The sequence below is a fragment of the Bacillus sp. JJ1474 genome (assembly GCF_036965225.1).
GTDB lineage: Bacteria > Bacillota > Bacilli > Bacillales > Cytobacillaceae > Cytobacillus.
On record NZ_JBALPC010000018.1, the window covers coordinates 1 to 15,493 of the forward strand.

Sequence of the window (15,493 nt, forward strand, 5' to 3'; positions counted from 1 at the left end):
GGACCAGGTGCTGTCTTTTGGATGTGGGTCATTACCTTTATCGGTGCAGCATCCGCTTATGTAGAGTCGACTCTTGCTCAAATGTATAAAGAAAAGCAAGATGGTGAGTATCGTGGGGGTCCTGCCTACTATATCGAAAAGGGACTTGGCTGGAAATGGTTTGCGGTGGTTTTCGCAGTGGCAACATTGCTTGCAATGGCTTTCTTAATGCCAGGTATACAGGCAAATGCAATTGCAGATAGCGTTCATAACGCTTTTGGTCTTGACAAAACAATCACAGGTCTAATCGTTGTCGCACTTGTTGGTTTTACTATTTTTGGCGGAGTTAAGCGTATTGCTAAAGTTGCAGAATGGGTCGTTCCTTTCATGGCAGCTGCTTATGTTTTAATTGCACTTATAATTATTGGATCTAATTTTGCAGATATTCCAGCAATATTTGGACTTATTTTTAAAAGCGCTTTCGGAGCTGAAGAAATGTTTGGCGGTATTATTGGTTCAGCTATTATGTGGGGAGTAAAACGCGGTCTATATGCGAATGAAGCTGGTCAGGGTACAGGTGCTCACCCAGCAGCAGCAGCAGAGGTTTCCCACCCAGTTAAGCAAGGTCTTGTTCAATCGTTTTCAATTTATTTAGACGTATTCTTAGTTGTTACAGCGACTGCATTTATGATTTTATTTACACAACAATACAATGTTATCGACGAAAAAACTGGAACAGTACTAACTGAAAACCTTCCAGGAGTTGAACCAGGAGCTGGTTACACTCAAGCGGCAGTTGATACGCTCATTCCTGGATACGGTGCAGGATTTGTTGCCATTGCTTTATTCTTCTTTGCCTTTACGACTATCTATGCTTATTACTATATTGCAGAGACAAACTTGGCCTATCTCGTACGGGGTAAATACAGGGGAATTGCTTTTATTGCACTAAAAATCATCCTTTTAGGAGCCATTTTCTTCGGATCCGTAAAAACTGCATCAACAGCATGGGCAATGGGAGATATCGGACTCGGAATTATGGTATGGCTAAACTTAATTGCGATTCTATTGTTATTTAAACCAGCGCTTATTGCTTTACAGGACTACGAAGAGCAACTTAAACAAGGAAAAGATCCAGAATTCAATTCATCTAAATATGGAATTAAGAATGCTGATTTCTGGGCAAATGGATACGAAAGTCCAGAACAGAGAAAGAAAAAGAACGTTTCTTAATGTGAAACTTTCATCCGCTAAAAACTCACGTTAAATAAAAAATTGAAGTCTATAACATTATAATAGAGGTGGGTTGTTTCATAAGGAGCTCAATAACCTTATGAGACAGCCCCTTTTTATATTTATTTTATACGAATTACGTATTTCAAGTGAAAGAACTAACATTTTTCGCTGGGACAATCGGTAATTCAAAGCAGTAATGAATCTCTTGATACCCTGAACACAATCTATAACTTGCTTGAGAATATTATCGCGGTATCTCGATCCTTCAGAGCACTCATGAAATCATCGGCAATGCTCTCCATCTCGGCTCCTTCATTAACAAATACTAGAATTATCCTTTCTCTATCAATCCAAACTGATAGGCACATCAAGGAAGATTTTCTCCCCCACTCACTCACAATATCGGACATTTCCCGTTGTTTTCTGTTTTTCATAGGAATCCGGAATATTTGGAATTATAACGCTCTTTGTTTCCCTTTTTTCTTAGGAATCTAAAAAAATTGGAAACATAGTGCTATTTGTTTCCTTTTTTTCACAGGAGTCTAAAAAATTGGGAAACATTACGCTATATGTTTCCTTTTTTTCTTAGGAATCTAAAAAATTTGGAACATTACGCTATTCGTTTCCTTTTTCCCACAGAAATCTGGAATATTTGGAAACATCACGCTATTTGTTTGGGAATAGAAACAGCATCATGAAAGCTTCAAGATCTATAAGCTTCGGCTTTGATTCATTTATGTATTCTCCAGCTGAATTAAAATTGGTTTCTTTCTATTAGGTCAATTAAACTTAAAACCAATATATCACATATTGATTTGTTAGTCTATATTATTTCCAGTTTATTTTATTTACTCAGATATTTATTTTACAAACAGAAAAAATCGCAAACGCGACTTTAACGCGACCTAAGTGATGAATTCGCCAATAGCCTTTTCGACTATTTCCCCATTCATAGGCTTTCCAGTCTGGAACGCCCTAATCTAATAAGGTTCCGTATCTTTGTCTTTGGTTTCTTTCAGTCTTCCATAAGCCAGTTCGGGACTTTCACCCTAGAGATTACACCCATGCCGGGCGCACTAAAAAAAGCGAAGAGGATTCCCTCTTCGCTTTTTTAAATCAGTTCTTTAGAGCTTAAAACTATACCATCTTCATCCGCATAAATGTAATCGCCGGGATTCCAATCAATCCCTCCAAATGTAACAATAATATTTATTTCTCCCTTCCCATCCTTTTTGCTCCTCAATGGGTTACTTCCAAGCGCGAGAATTCCTATATCCAATTTGGCCAGCTCTGCTGCATCTCTAACACATCCATTAATAATGATACCTGCAAGCTTCCGGGTGACAGCAATTTCACCTAACATATCCCCAACCAACGCACATCTTTTCGAACCGCCTCCGTCCACTACAAGGACATTTCCTTCTGGTATTGTTTCTAATGATTGTCTCACTAACACATTATCTTCAAATACTCTCACTGTTGAAATTGGACCATAGAACTGCTTCTTTTTTCCGAACGAGCGGAATTCTTGCTGGCATACTTCCAATTCCTTTCCGTATTTATCACAAAGATCGGCTGTTTTCTTCATCATCCTTCAACCTCCTAAGCTATTTTTGTTTCTCATCTTCTATTTATTTCATTATAAATAATGATAATCCCTTTATTATCGGAAAAATATGTGTTTACCGAGCATATATCTTAAATGAGTCACCTTTTTTCAATAGTAATACCAGAATAAATGATTCTAGCCTTACAAGGATCGCAAAAAAAGGAGGCATTATGATGATATTAATGATTGTGACAACACTCGGTTTTGTCATTTCCTTAGGTATTGTTGGAATCATTCTGCATTATTTTACGAATAAAGCACTGAATCTGGAAGACGCAAAGACGATAGATCCTATACCAAACGATGAAGCGACTGAAAGCGGAGAATAAAAAAGTGATGACCTTTGATTTATTTCGAATGAATGAGCTGGCTATTTTATCATAGCCGGCTTTTATTCGCTTAATAATATCTTATCGTTATTACTCCTACAGCTTGTATACAAATGACACCTATTGGAAAAATTATGGATGAAGAAACCTATAGGAGGAAAGGTATGTCATCTAATAATAAAATGCCCCAATTTCCTGAGTCTTATTGGAGAGAAGCTCCCCTTCCGTCATTCGGAAAGCTCACTGAACATACTTCTGTTGATATTGCCATTGTTGGAGGCGGGATTACCGGAATTACAGTTGGTTCCCTTCTTGTGAAAGAGGGGTTAAAGGTAGCTATCTTGGAGGCTGGAAACATTCTAACTGGAACAACTGGCCATACTACGGCAAAGCTTACCGCCCAGCATGGATTAATTTACGATGAATTTATTAATCACTTTGGTCTGGAAAAGGCAAAGCTTTATTACGAAGCGGAAATGGGTGCGATTGATTTTGTTCGCAGCCAAGTACAAGATAAACAGATTGATTGCGACTTTAGTGATCAGCGTGCCATTATGTATGCAACTTCAGATCAGTATGAGAAGAAACTTCAAACGGAAATGGAAGCATACGAAAAGCTAGGGATTAATGGCAAGCTAGAGGATACTATTCCTTTTAATATTAATACAAAAGCAGCCCTTGTGATGAATAACCAGGCACAATTCCACCCATTAAAGTATTTAAATACTTTACTTCAGGATTTTCTCGATGCTGGCGGCATTGTTTATGAAAATACAACTGCTGTGGACATTGGGGAAAATGACCATCCTGTAGTGATTACAAGAGATGGACACCGTGTAAAATGTAAACAAGTAATTGTTGCCTCTCACTACCCATTTGTAGACATAATGGGATTTTATTTTGCAAGAATGCATGCCGACCGGTCCTATATACTAGGAATCAAAACAAACACAGATTTCCTAGAAGGTATGTATATAAGCGCTGATGAACCAACCCGTTCGCTCAGATATACGCCATATAATGGGGATAAATTAATCCTTGTTGGAGGCGAGAGCCATAAAACAGGGCAGGGTATTAATACAATGAAGCATTATGAAGCACTTGAAAGCTTCGCAGAAGAGGTTTTTGGGATTACCGAATTCCCTTACCGCTGGTCAGCGCAGGATTTGGTTACATTGGACAAACTCCCTTATATAGGTAGAATTACGGCCACTAAACCAAATATTCTCGTTGCTACTGGTTTCCGAAAATGGGGAATGACGAATGGAACAGCGGCAGCTATGCTTCTAAAGGATATTATTATTGGAAAGGAAAATCCTTATGAAGAGCTTTTCTCTCCTTCTCGATTCCAGGCAGATCCAAGTCTTAAAAAGGTTATTTCTATAAATACAGATGTTGCTGGTCATCTCATTAAAGGAAAGCTTGCCGTTTCGCCAAAAGAGCTCGATGATATCGAGAAGGATGAAGGCGCTGTAGTAATGATTAAAGGAGAAAGAGCTGGAGCATATCGGGACAAAGAAGGAAACATTCATCTCGTTAATACAACCTGCACACATATGGGCTGTGAAACAGAGTGGAATGAGGGAGATAGGACATGGGACTGTCCATGCCATGGATCAAGGTACACGTATGATGGAGAAGTACTAAACGGACCAACCAAATTACCTCTTAAGAAAATCGATTTACAGTAGAAATAGAAAAAATCCTCTTCATGAAAAATATGAGAGGATTTTTTCTATTTTCTTTAAGACTTTGCAAGTGTATTTTATTGGCAGTCAAACCAGCCTTATGCATACCTGCTCACTCTTGTTTTCGTCCCGAATAAAACCTTTTCGCACGTAGGCTGGTAATCAACAATAATCGCTAACATAGCCTACTTTTTAAAATTATAACTGCCCCTTATTACTCTTGTCGGCGGCTTTTTTGCGGATTATCATGGCCTGTTGTAAACTCGACTAACTCTGAGCTCGTCCGATTGCCTTTTTTCGCATTCTTATTGCGTTCCGCATTTGCATTACCCTGTTTTTTTCTGCCCATAGCTTCCTCGACTCCTTTTTACTATTTCAAAAAGTAGTATGGGCGAATATTGAAACTTTATTCTAATGATTATTTTCGTTCATCGAAATCGATTATTTTACCAGCACGCATTACTTTCTTTGAAGCTTGTATGCCAAGCTCCTTCGTAAATTTCCTAAGTTCTCTTTCATCTCTCTCTGTAACTAAGGAAATAACTGTTCCGCTCGCGCCAAATCTCCCAGTTCTTCCTGAACGGTGAACATATTGCTTCAAATCTTTTGGGAAATCGAAATGAACGACATGGGTGACATCTTTAATATCTAACCCTCTAGCCGCTACATCTGTCGCAAGCAGCAAATTCGTCTTTCCTGTCCGAAAATCCTTTAAGGCATTTTGCCGATCGATTTTATTTAAATCACTATGCAGAGTGCTTGTTAAAATATTTTTATAAGATAACTTCTCTGACATGACTGTTAAATTCCCTATATCCTTGACAAAGACAAGTGCTTTAATGGATTCCAGTCTTGAGATTTTTTCAAGCATCATGATTTTGTCTCTTTGTTCCGTAATAAAGTAAATATGATCAACATTGGCAGCGTTGATCGTTTCATCTTTTTCAACTCTGATGATTTCAGGATCTGCTGTTAATTCGCGTGCCAGCTTTTCTGTTCCCTGCGGCAAAGTGGCAGAAAATAATATCGTTTGACGATCACTTAAAGCGGACTTCACGATATTTCGGATCGTTTCTAAATGCTCAGGAACAAGCATTTGATCTCCCTCATCAAGCACGATCGTCTTAACTTCATGCATTTTTAGTTTTTTCTGTTTAATTAACTCCAGCATTCTCCCTGGTGTTCCCAAAGCTATATGAGGATGTTTTTTCAATTTCTCCAGCTGCCTCTTAACATTGGCGCCCCCAATAAAAGAGGCTGCCCGAATTCCGCTGCCCTCAGACCACTTTTGAATTTCTTCAAAAATTTGCATGACAAGTTCTTGGGAAGGAGCAAGAATCACGGCCTGAATGCTCTTTTGATCGCTTTCAATTTTCTCTAAAATCGGCAATAAGTAAGCCAGCGTCTTACCAGTCCCTGTCGGTGATTCAGCAATAAGATCCTTTCCGTCAAGTGCAGCAGGTATTGCCTTTGACTGGATCGTTGTAGGCTGTGAGAAATTCGACTTTTTCCAAACCTCTTGGATAAATGGTTTTAGTTCGCTAATTAAAGTTTGTGTCATAAAGGACTCCTTATATGTAAACATTCATTTTTTGAAAAGTATTTTCGCTACTGATACTAGCGTATCACGCAAAAGATGTCTAGTCTTTGTCAGCTTTTATGAGGAATAGTGAGACACCTGCCCGGTCATATTATTAATGAGGAGGTGAATCCTTTGTACCGTATAGTTTTCAGCATGTTATTTATAGGATTACTTGTTTATACCTCACCTATTCATGCCAGGGAACAAGGGGAGAAGATTGAAGTATATCATATAGATGAAGCAAAGGTTATAAAAGAAATCCCTTCTACTGCTACCATTCATTTAGAAGCAGAAAAATATCTATCTAATATTTCCGGTGTTTATAAAAAAATAAATCCAATTCCGAATAAGGGCTTTATTGTCAGGATTCCTCTTCGCCCTCCTCTTGAAGTTCAAAATCAATGGATTCACACTCTTGTAGACGAAATGAGTATTTTTTATCCAATTGGAGAAGACCCTTACATCATGATTTTTGATGATGAAAATAATGTTTACTTTTTTACAATAGATGGGAATATTTTAGACTTTAGTAAAATGACTAAAGAGTTAGGAATAACCCCTAAAAAAGGGTGAGACCTATCAATAATAGGTTTCACCTTCATTGCTCCTATGGTTTCACATGTACATCTTGCCCATCCCTCCTAATTTGCATATTCCTTCATATTTTTGGAATCTGATGTATACTATATTTAGGGAAACGAAATAAAAAAGGAAAGAAGTGTTAGAAAGGAATGAATCCTGATTCAAAGCGGAATTTATTCATAATGTGGTTCGCCAATTTCTTCGTGGCTGGCAGCATGACGATGGTTTTGCCATTTATCTCTCTGTACATTGAGACGTTTGGGAATTTTTCCTCGGCTTATGTACAGCATTGGTCTGGATGGACGTTTGCCATTACCTTTGTTGCGGCTTTTCTTTTCTCGCCAATCTGGGGAAGAATTGGTGATTTGTACGGGAGAAAGAAAATTCTCATTGTTTCAGGCTTAGGAATGGGCTTATCCATTTTCCTCATGGGATACGTCACTTCTGTCTGGCAGCTTTTTATGCTCAGGCTTTTTATGGGGATCTTTACAGGCTTTATTCCGATGTCGCAAGCATTTATTTCAACTCAAACCCCAAAGAATATTGCAGGAAAGGTAATGGGGACTTTACAGACCGGCAGTATTACAGGTTCGTTGATGGGTCCTATGCTTGGCGGTGCACTTGCAGATATATTCGGTTATGCTGATACATTTAAATGGACTTCGATTTTCATATTTATTTCCGCTCTGCTCGTATTATTAACGAAAGAAATCATTCTGCAGAATAAGGAAGATAAGAAAACAAGTTATTCTAGTAAAGAAGTCATTCTTCATATTATTCGCCACCCTGTTTTGTTAACCGTTTTGCTCATTTCAGCTCTTATTCAAATGGCTCACTTTAGCATCCAGCCCATTCTCTCTTTATATGTCAGTGAGCTTCATGGTACGGAAAACCTTGCATTTTTTGCCGGAATTGCTTTTTCTGCAGGTGGGCTGGGGAATTTGATGATGGCTAGAAGATGGGGAAGAATTGCCGACCGCTACGGCTATATCAAAATTCTAGTTATTTTGCTTTTTCTGGCTGGCCTTTTCTATCTGCCCGGAGGATTTGTCACGAATTATTGGCAGCTGGTGCTCATTCGATTTACTCTTGGCGTGACAATCGGAGGAATTATTCCCGTCCGGATTGCTTATATCCGGCAGGAGGCGCCCATCGCCATGCAGGGGGAAGTTCTTGGCTACAATACAAGTCTGCGCTTTTTCGGAAATATTATTGGTCCCGTAATGGGCGGACTTATTTCAGGATATTTTGGCTTTTCAGCTGTATTTATTACAACAAGTTTGCTCCTAATAGTGAGTGGATTTATTTTACTAATCGCTATGAACCGAAATTCTGAAATGGCTGGAGTAAGCTTGAGTAAAAAAAGAATGCCCTCTTAATCAGTTGGGCATTCTTTGCTTTATTTTACCTCCAAAACAATGCTAGCATAATACTTATTTCCGATATGGGCATCAAGCCTCCATACTCCAGAAGATGGAAAGGTCATCTTTACATGCTGTGAGGCTTGTGCTTTTAGTACATCCTTTAAATCTTCATTTTGCGGAAGGGGAATTTCCCAATTATTTGCCCGAACCATCTCAATCCTCTTAGCTGTATCCTTTTGAGTGGCAGTTATTGTAAGAGATTCTCCTGGATTCTCCTTTAAATCCTCTCCCCAAAAAAACCATCTTATTTTGTAAGCTTTACCAGCCTTTATGTCTTCTGAATCCATATAAACTGCCTTCCCTTTTAAGCCTCTTAACATAGATTGATGTCCTCCATCAGATGGTGCAGGAAAGGTTGGAGTTATATTCCAGTTCCTTGTGTTATCTGGGTGCAGGAGGAAGGTTTCCTTTTTCCCATCCCATTCCACTATCACTTCAACCGTTTCATTTTCCTGCATCATTGCACCGCTATTTGGCCCTGAATGATTGGAGAATGACTTCTTATCCATTTCGTCCAATGATCTGCCGCTTCCACCTGCGGTTGTTTGAAAGCTATAGGATAAAGGTTTTCCCTTTATTTCTGCAAATTCGCCTTTATACTCGATATAAAAAAATTCTTCCGATTCACTTTCATAACCAATACGTCCATTCTCTTTTTTTGAAAATACACCTTTTCCAAAAAATTCATGTGTCGCTATCCAATGCTCGCTTTCCCCAGAATATAGGTAATCATGAATAACGATATTCTCGTCTTTGTCTTTTTTCTCTGCAGCGTTTTCAGTGGACAGGAGTGTTTTATCACTTGTTAAAAAATAAATGGCTCCGACAGTAAGGACTATACAAACTGCCCCGCTTAATAAATACTTTATTGGAAGAGTAAAGGATTTTTTCTTTTTCGGCAAATTCGAAAGGGTATGATAGACTCGATCTTTTACTGCAAGAGGTGTTTCAAACTCCTCTTCTTTTATTATCTTTTTGATGCTCGTGTCAAATTTTGAGTGGTCCATCTTCATCTCTCCCTTCATCATTCACCTGATTAAGATAGTTTGCGAGCATCGCCCGTGCGCGGTTTAATCTTGATTTTACTGTGCCTTCCCTAATATTAAGAACTTGTGCTATATCCTTTATGGAACAATCTTCAAAATAAAATAACACGACAACTGTTCGGTAATTTTCATTTAACTTTGATATAGCTGCTCTTAATTCATCAAATTCATTTTCAGCTTTTTGAGGCTCAGCCAAGTTTTCCATATTATTATACGAGAGGCTTTTCTGCTTTTTCTTTAACATATCGTTGCATTCATTTATTAAAATCCGAATTAGCCATGTTTTGAAATAGGCTGGATTTTTCAGCTTAGAAATAGAATGATAACTTTTCAAAATCGTTTCCTGTATTGCATCTGCACAATCCAATTCTTCTTTCAGAATCCCCTTCGCTACCCGATAAAGGGAAGATTCACAATTTCGTATTAATCGTATAAAAGCCTCCTGATTCCCGCTCTGGGCAAGAAGAACATCATTTTCCGAAAGCACCATCATCCCCCCTTGTGCTCATTAGACCTCAATTGGTGCAGAAAGGTTCCAAAAAATTAATAAATCGGTGGATATTTGTATGTTATTTGAATTTCAATTATAAAGGGAGTTTTTGATAGAAGAGTAGTTGCACTTTACTAACTTTAGTCTGTGCTCCAGGCAGAACATTAGCTTTCATATCCTTACAAAGGAGGTTAAAGGACACAAATGCTCCAAATCTCAATTCCATGTCCTTTAAAAGGGGTTTAAAGGACATAAAAACTGGCAAATTCCAACCCCATGTCCTATAAAAGGAGGTTAAAGGACACAATAGCTGACCAATCCCAATTCCATGTCCTTTACAATAAGTTAAAATGAATCAAAAGTTGGCAAATCTAACTTCTATGGGATCCGGGTAAAACAGTATCCATGAGAGGTCATGACAGCGTTCCAAAATTGGCAACTGCATCGAGTCAGCTTCCCTGAGCCAGTTTGTGTTAAATTTTTTTAAGAAAAAACACTTGAACAGCCCTCCATATTTTACGGGAGGGCTGCAGTTTATTTTAAATCAAATTCATATAATGAGGACTTTCATGTATGTTTATTCCTATTTATTCATTCTCATGAAGTTAAATTTTACCTCGTAATTATAATCGGCTCGCCTTTTGTAACGACAATTGTATGCTCACATTGTGCCACCAGGCTCTTGTCCGGTGTCACGAATGTCCAGCCGTCACTAAGCTCCATTACCTCTTCCGCTCCCATTGAAATAAATGGTTCAAATGCGATGACCATTCCGTCTTTAAGCAATTGGGTATCCCAAGGCTCAAAATAGTTTAAAATATGATCTGGCTTCTCATGGAGAGATCTTCCAATTCCATGACCAGTTAGATTTTTTATAACGGTATAACCATTCTGATTGGCTACTCTGTTGACTGTTTTTCCAATCATGCTTAGCCTTGAGCCTGCTTTTATCTTTTTCAACCCTTCTTCAAATGCCTTCTGTGCTGTTTCACAAAGGTGGAGAAGCTTTTCATTTGAATCCCCAACCACAATCGATAATCCAGTATCTGCGAAAAATCCGTTTTTGGATCCAGAAACATCAATATTGACAAGGTCCCCATCGGTAATGATTCGATTTCCCGGGATGCCGTGTGCCACTTCCTCATTTACACTGATGCAAGTAAAACCCGGAAAGTCATATTCTCCTTTTGGACCAGATACCGCACCGTATTTTTCAAAAAGCTCCCCTGCATAATCATCCAGTTCTTTCGTTGTTACGCCAGGCTTCGTCCGTGCAATCAATTCATCGCGGATGACCGCAACAATTTTTCCAATTTCTATTAAAGCCGCTAATTCTTCATCATTTTTGACAATCATATGATTCCTGTCCCTTCAATAATTGGTTTTCTTCTTTATATTATATTCTATTTTTCGAATAACGTAAAAACACCCCAAAAAGATGGAGGTGTTTTAAAAAAGATTAGCTTATTTTAAAACCAATTTTACCAAATTGATTGGCTTGTTCCATCCTGTTAAACGCTTGTTCAAATTGATCAAGGGTAAAAACTTTATCCATAACCGGCCGAATCTGGTGACTCTCTACAAATTGCAGCATTTCTTTATATTCTTCTGCACTCCCTAATGTGGATCCAAGAAGATTTTGCTGAGCATAGAAAAAGGTCCGGAGATTAATATTGACTTCATCTCCCGCTGACGCTCCAAATGTCACAATGGTTCCGCCTGTACGAAGAATCTCTAGTGACTTATTAAAGGTAGCGGCACCGACAGATTCAATCACAAGGTCCATCTTCAGTCCTTCCAATGCTGTATTCCAATCTTCATGACTATCAATAGCTCTGTAGGCTCCAATCTCTAACGCCTTCTCACATTTCTCCTTCGAACGTGAGCTTACATATACTTCAGCCCCAGCAGCTTTCGCAAATTGCACTAAAAATGTTGCAACCCCGCTGCCAACTCCCGGGATAAATACCTTCATTCCCGGCTGGACTTTTCCTCTTGTAAACAAGGCCCGATAAGCAGTCAGTCCTGCTAATGACAGTACACCTGCTTCTTCCCAAGTTAAATATTCTGGTTTTTGCTCCACATTTTCCTCTGGTAAAATAATATATTCACCAAAGGTGCCATGGAAAGGAAGACCGACAATTTCAAAGCCGGCCGGTGGTGCATCACTCTTTTCCCTCCAGCCAAGGCCAGGATTTATCATAACCTCATCCCCAACTTGTACAAGAGTCACTCCTTCTCCAACTGCCTCCACGATTCCAGCCCCATCAGAACCAATGACTAAAGGAGGCTCTGTAGACTTGTGGCGCTCAAGAACAAATAGGTCACGATGATTTAATCCTGCTGTTTTAAGCTTTACCTTAATTTCTCCCGCCTTTGGCTCCATTTCCGCTATTTCTCCATATGTAAGTCCCTCTAAACCAGTCTTTTCCGCATGAATTACTGCCTTCATCACGATCACTCCAATATCTAAATGTCTTTATAACCTTTATATTACTTGTAATTAGATTGAATTTGAAATATTTCAACTTTTTTAATCACTTTTTACTTCGGCTTTATGGATGGTTGGTGTTTTTTATAGGATTGAAACAAAACCCTTACATTGAACAACTCTATGTTAGCGTTTTACTCGGTACTGCAACAAAACCCTTACATTGAACAACTCTATGTTAGTGTTTTTTCCCTGATACAACAAAATGCTTACATTTATTAATTGGTTTAATTAACCAATTTTGTTAAACTAATTTAAAATGAATCTACGGAGGTTATCAATTGGGCTGGTCTGAATTTGAACAAGTAAAAAGGGAATACACCGATTTTTATAAAAAAATTGACGAAGAAATTATTAGACTTTTATGTGAAAGAAAAGCTGCTGCAAAAGGAAAGCGTTATTCTCCTCCTGCTGAAATATTGGAGGAGTGGTCACAAAAATATAAGATGAAGGTTTCAGAGATCGGCTGGCTTATGCATGAATTAAATGATGGAAGCGGGCCATTTTACATGCCAGAGGGGCCCGGTGAGCTATTAGGTGTTATTCAAATTATGAAAAAATCAACTGTCGGAGATTTTGAATATATTTTAACTCATGCGATGCAGCATGAGAACGGAAGCATCGTGACGTTAGAAATCAATTATAAAAATAAAGAAAACGAAAACATAGGACATATTATTCCACATTTAATGCTTGAGGTAACAGACACTATCGACTATAAGGTAGCAAAAAAGGGATCTCGCGGCGGCGGCGGGAATACACAAATGAGCTTTCTCATCTCCCCTCCTCTGCCATCTGATCTTAATGAGATCCATTTTGCATTAATTCCATATGCTCCACCTATGGAGTTCCCTCCAAAAGAAGTCGTGCTTGATCAGGAAGTTATTTTCCGAAAAAGCTGACCAAATTAACCATTCTACAAAACCCTTTCAAAACAGACAAATTGTGCATGTTTATTTTCTTGTTATGGTCATATATTTGTACAAAGCCCGAATCAGTTTTTTCGTGGAACTTAAGGAACGACTAAACAAGAACAGCTCAGTTGGGAGGGTTTTGAATGCTCATAAAAAGAAGAAGGAGATGGACTGTTAAAAAGGGGCCGCTTCCCTTTAAATATGTTTTTCTGATTACGTTTGTTATTTTTATCCTAATAACCATTTTCAGTGTTATTATCATAAACAAAAAGCTTGAGCCAACATTAATAGGGATTGCCGAAACGAGAGCCCGCCAATTCGCAGTTCAGGCAATAAATGATGCGATTGCAAAAAAGGCTACAGAAAGCATTGATATTAATGAATTAATCGTGAAGCATGAAAATGCGGGTGAAGCCAGCTACAGTTTTAACCCCCAGTACAATAAAGTCATTTCGGAATTAACGATTAGAGTACAGGAATATTTAGATTTGGTTGAAGCTGGAGATTTAGATCAGCTGGAAAATTTCAAGAATGATATTAATATTGATAAAGAAAAAACAAAAAGCTCGAAAGGCATTGTTTATCATATCCCATTAGGTATGGCCACACAGATGACGTTACTTTCCAATCTTGGACCAGAAATCCCCGTCAGGCTAGAAATCCTTGGAGATGTCACTTCAGATTTAGAAACAAAGATTGTGGAAACAGGCATTAATAATACGTATCTCGAAGTCTATATAAATGTAAGAGTGCATATGAACGTCATTATCCCTTTAATCGAAGAACCGATTGAGGTGTCCAACCAGATCAAAATCGGCGACTGGTTTCATCCTGGTAAAGTGCCTCAATATTATAATGGTGGTGGAACTGGCAGTCCTAATCCAGTCATCATACCGCCGGCAAATAATTAATGGTACTTTTCATTTCATAGAAACTTCAAAATCAATTATTATAATATTAAGACAATCAAGAAGATGCAGAAGCAGATCTACTTAGGAGGTTTAAAAATATGAAAATATTAGTCGTAGGAGCAGGTGCAGTTGGCGGTTATTTTGGCGGACGCCTTGTTGAAAAAGGGGAGGATGTTACATTTCTTGTTAGAGAGAAAAGAAAACAGCAGCTTGACCGTGATGGATTGATGATCGAGAGTATTCATGGGGATCTGAGTCTAAAACCTAAAACATTATTATCAGGAGAAAAGGCTGAACCGTTCGATGTCATTATCCTTTCAACGAAGGCTTATCATTTGGATGGCGGCATTGAAAGTATCCAGCCTTATGCCGGAGATCAAACAATGGTCCTCCCATTGCTTAATGGGATTGCCCATATTGAAAAGCTTGTTGAGGTGTTCGGGGAGGATCGGGTTATTGGAGGTTTATGCTTTATTGAAACTACCCTTGACAACTCCGGAAAAGTTTTGCAAAAAAGTCAAGCCCATGACCTTGTATTCGGGGAAAGAAATGGCGAGAAAACAGAACGTATTTTGAGGCTTCAGGATGCCTTATCCGGAACTCAAGCAAACTTTCGATTATCCGAAAACATTATGCAGGATATGTGGCATAAATATTTATTTATTACAACTGCTTCAGGAGTTACTTCATTATTCCGTTCGCCTAGCGGACCCATTTGCGAACAGGAGCTTGGTCTTAACACAATCGAAAAGGTTCTTAAGGAGACAGTCAGCATCATGAGAGCCATTGACGCACCTGTCGCTGAGAAGATTGAAGAAGTTCAGTTATCTCAAATGCAGAAACTTGGCTATGAATTTAGGTCATCCTTACAAAGAGATATGGAAAAGGGGCTGCCAATTGAAGCAGATCATTTTTTCGGTTACTTATTAAAACGTGCACAAGCCACCAATATTCAAGCACCAACATTAGAAATCATTTATGCAAATCTGAAAATCTATGAATCTAGCATTTAGTAAGGTAATGCCGCCCTTTGGAGGGTGGCATCTTTTCGTTTATATAATAACTGCTTGGACTTTTCGAGCGCCTTTTCCACTCTAAATGTCCATCCGGCTTCTCTGCTTGGACTTTTCAAGAGCCTCTTTCACTCTAAATGTCCGTCCTGCATTTCTGCTTGGACTTTTTAAGAACCACTCCCTCTCAAAATGTCCGTCC

General features: G+C 38.6%; 15 protein-coding genes and 1 pseudogene. 8 read left to right on the top strand and 8 right to left on the bottom strand.

Going from position 1 to position 15,493, the window contains the following annotated elements; genetic code table 11:
* The coding region (locus V7164_RS02935) for an alanine/glycine:cation symporter family protein (protein ID WP_335353364.1) at positions 1-1,212 on the top strand (1,212 nt) is incomplete at its 5' end.
* Between the two features lie 918 nt (positions 1,213-2,130).
* Here V7164_RS02935 and V7164_RS25620 read toward each other — a convergent pair.
* Positions 2,131-2,230 (bottom strand): annotated as a pseudogene (locus V7164_RS25620) (group II intron maturase-specific domain-containing protein); the annotation flags it as partial.
* Between the two features lie 96 nt (positions 2,231-2,326).
* A complete protein-coding gene (rraA, locus tag V7164_RS02940) occupies positions 2,327-2,806 on the bottom strand; it encodes a ribonuclease E activity regulator RraA (protein WP_335346662.1) in 480 nt (159 codons plus the stop codon).
* A gap of 188 nt (positions 2,807-2,994) precedes the next feature.
* Here rraA and V7164_RS02945 point away from each other — a divergent pair, with 188 nt between their 5' ends.
* Together V7164_RS02945 and V7164_RS02950 are read left to right on the top strand one after the other, a co-directional pair.
* A complete protein-coding gene (locus tag V7164_RS02945) occupies positions 2,995-3,153 on the top strand; it encodes a hypothetical protein (protein WP_335346663.1) in 159 nt (52 codons plus the stop codon).
* A gap of 164 nt (positions 3,154-3,317) precedes the next feature.
* Entirely contained in the window at positions 3,318-4,844 is a 1,527-nt protein-coding gene (locus V7164_RS02950; RefSeq protein ID WP_335353365.1) for an FAD-dependent oxidoreductase, read from the top strand.
* A gap of 211 nt (positions 4,845-5,055) precedes the next feature.
* Here V7164_RS02950 and V7164_RS02955 read toward each other — a convergent pair whose 3' ends face one another.
* Together V7164_RS02955 and V7164_RS02960 are read right to left on the bottom strand one after the other, a co-directional pair.
* Entirely contained in the window at positions 5,056-5,190 is a 135-nt protein-coding gene (locus V7164_RS02955; protein WP_335346665.1) for a hypothetical protein, read from the bottom strand.
* Between the two features lie 69 nt (positions 5,191-5,259).
* A complete protein-coding gene (locus tag V7164_RS02960; RefSeq protein WP_335346666.1) occupies positions 5,260-6,402 on the bottom strand; it encodes a DEAD/DEAH box helicase in 1,143 nt (380 codons plus the stop codon).
* A gap of 153 nt (positions 6,403-6,555) precedes the next feature.
* Between V7164_RS02960 and V7164_RS02965 the strand changes: the two genes are divergently transcribed.
* A complete protein-coding gene (locus tag V7164_RS02965) occupies positions 6,556-6,996 on the top strand; it encodes a hypothetical protein (protein WP_335346667.1) in 441 nt (146 codons plus the stop codon).
* Positions 6,997-7,154: 158 nt separating this feature from the next.
* The gene (locus V7164_RS02970) at positions 7,155-8,384 is read left to right on the top strand and encodes an MFS transporter (protein ID WP_335346668.1); all 1,230 of its coding nucleotides are present in this window, start codon (positions 7,155-7,157) and stop codon (positions 8,382-8,384) included.
* Between the two features lie 20 nt (positions 8,385-8,404).
* On the opposite strand, the gene V7164_RS02975 is transcribed toward V7164_RS02970, so the two are convergent.
* The 4 genes from V7164_RS02975 to V7164_RS02990 form a co-directional block, all read right to left on the bottom strand.
* Positions 8,405-9,436 carry a hypothetical protein gene (locus V7164_RS02975; RefSeq protein WP_335353366.1) on the bottom strand — a complete coding sequence of 344 codons (1,032 nt, stop codon included), beginning with the start codon at positions 9,434-9,436 and terminating at the stop codon, positions 8,405-8,407.
* Positions 9,417-9,968 (bottom strand): sigma-70 family RNA polymerase sigma factor, encoded by a 552-nt coding sequence (locus V7164_RS02980; protein WP_335346670.1) that lies wholly within the window; start codon positions 9,966-9,968, stop codon positions 9,417-9,419. Before V7164_RS02980 ends, V7164_RS02975 begins: the two co-directional genes overlap by 20 nt.
* Before the next feature lie 609 nt (positions 9,969-10,577).
* A complete protein-coding gene (gene map, locus V7164_RS02985; protein ID WP_335346671.1) occupies positions 10,578-11,321 on the bottom strand; it encodes a type I methionyl aminopeptidase in 744 nt (247 codons plus the stop codon).
* Positions 11,322-11,424: 103 nt separating this feature from the next.
* Positions 11,425-12,417, bottom strand: a complete 993-nt coding sequence (locus tag V7164_RS02990; RefSeq protein ID WP_335346672.1) for a zinc-binding dehydrogenase — start codon at positions 12,415-12,417, stop codon at positions 11,425-11,427.
* Positions 12,418-12,737: 320 nt separating this feature from the next.
* On the opposite strand from V7164_RS02990, the gene V7164_RS02995 reads away from it, so the two are divergent.
* From V7164_RS02995 to V7164_RS03005, 3 genes are all read left to right on the top strand, one after another.
* Entirely contained in the window at positions 12,738-13,358 is a 621-nt protein-coding gene (locus V7164_RS02995) for a hypothetical protein (protein ID WP_335346673.1), read from the top strand.
* A 155-nt stretch (positions 13,359-13,513) separates the two neighbouring features.
* A complete protein-coding gene (yunB, locus tag V7164_RS03000) occupies positions 13,514-14,281 on the top strand; it encodes a sporulation protein YunB (RefSeq protein ID WP_335353367.1) in 768 nt (255 codons plus the stop codon).
* A 98-nt stretch (positions 14,282-14,379) separates the two neighbouring features.
* Entirely contained in the window at positions 14,380-15,294 is a 915-nt protein-coding gene (locus V7164_RS03005; protein WP_335346675.1) for a ketopantoate reductase family protein, read from the top strand.
* Positions 15,295-15,493: the final 199 nt, after the last annotated feature.

Coding starts and splice junctions, on each gene's coding strand:
- V7164_RS02970 (WP_335346668.1), top strand. CDS start 7,155: ATGAATCCTGATTCAAAGCGGAATTTATTCATAATGTGGTTCGCCAAT.
- V7164_RS02990 (WP_335346672.1), bottom strand. CDS start 12,417: ATGAAGGCAGTAATTCATGCGGAAAAGACTGGTTTAGAGGGACTTACA.
- rraA (WP_335346662.1), bottom strand. CDS start 2,806: ATGATGAAGAAAACAGCCGATCTTTGTGATAAATACGGAAAGGAATTG.
- V7164_RS02955 (WP_335346665.1), bottom strand. CDS start 5,190: ATGGGCAGAAAAAAACAGGGTAATGCAAATGCGGAACGCAATAAGAAT.
- V7164_RS02945 (WP_335346663.1), top strand. CDS start 2,995: ATGATGATATTAATGATTGTGACAACACTCGGTTTTGTCATTTCCTTA.
- map (WP_335346671.1), bottom strand. CDS start 11,321: ATGATTGTCAAAAATGATGAAGAATTAGCGGCTTTAATAGAAATTGGA.
- V7164_RS02975 (WP_335353366.1), bottom strand. CDS start 9,436: ATGGACCACTCAAAATTTGACACGAGCATCAAAAAGATAATAAAAGAA.
- V7164_RS02980 (WP_335346670.1), bottom strand. CDS start 9,968: ATGATGGTGCTTTCGGAAAATGATGTTCTTCTTGCCCAGAGCGGGAAT.
- V7164_RS02950 (WP_335353365.1), top strand. CDS start 3,318: ATGTCATCTAATAATAAAATGCCCCAATTTCCTGAGTCTTATTGGAGA.
- V7164_RS02960 (WP_335346666.1), bottom strand. CDS start 6,402: ATGACACAAACTTTAATTAGCGAACTAAAACCATTTATCCAAGAGGTT.
- yunB (WP_335353367.1), top strand. CDS start 13,514: ATGCTCATAAAAAGAAGAAGGAGATGGACTGTTAAAAAGGGGCCGCTT.
- V7164_RS03005 (WP_335346675.1), top strand. CDS start 14,380: ATGAAAATATTAGTCGTAGGAGCAGGTGCAGTTGGCGGTTATTTTGGC.